Consider the following 741-nt stretch of genomic DNA (forward strand, 5'->3'; position numbering starts at 1 on the left):
CGTCGACGCGATCCTGTACGTGGTCCGTAGCGGTTGTTCATGGCGGCAACTGCCGGTCGATTTCCCGCCCTGGCAGACGGTGTACTGGCAGTTCCAGCAGTGGGAACAACGTCAGGTCACCGAGCGGATCCTGGACGAGCTGCGTGAGCAGGTCCGTATCGCTGAAGGCCGCGAACCCGAGCCGTCCGCGGGGATCATCGACTCCCAGTCGGTCAAGGGCGCCGACACCGTCGGCCGCGACTCCCGCGGTTACGATGCCGGCAAGAAAATCAACGGCCGTAAGCGGTTCATCGTCACCGATACCCTCGGCCTGCTCATGGTGGTGTGCGTGATGGCCGCGTCCTGGCAGGACCGCGACGGCGCGAAGACGACCCTGCTGAGCACCTACCTGGGTACGCCGATCCGGTTCGTGTTCGCCGATCAGGGGTTCGCCGGCCGGTTGGTCGACTGGGCCGCCGGCACCCTGAAGACGACGGTCGAGATCGTCCGAAAGCCCACTGAGCAGCGTGGCTTCGCGGTGCACCCGAAGCGGTGGGTCGTGGAACGCAGCCTGGCCTGGCTGACCGCACATCGCCGACTGGCTCGCGACTACGAACGCGACCCCGCCGTCTCCGAAGCACTCATCCGCTGGGCCGCCATCAACACCATGATCCGCCGCCTGCAACGCGGCCGGCCCGCCACCCGGCAACGCCGCCGCCAGCTCGTCGCCACGCCCGATTAATCCCACTCTCAAACACTCAC

Annotated in this window: 1 protein-coding gene; it reads left to right on the forward strand. The window is 66.9% G+C overall.

Annotation, left to right across the window (positions count from 1 at the left end; genetic code table 11):
• On the forward strand, positions 1-721 hold a 721-nt coding region (locus tag Ato02nite_RS50260), incomplete at its 5' end, for an IS5 family transposase (RefSeq protein WP_213013845.1).
• Between the last annotated feature and the right edge of the window lie 20 nt (positions 722-741).

Source organism: Paractinoplanes toevensis, assembly GCF_018332695.1.
In the GTDB taxonomy this organism is placed as follows: Bacteria; Actinomycetota; Actinomycetes; order Mycobacteriales; family Micromonosporaceae; genus Actinoplanes; species Actinoplanes toevensis.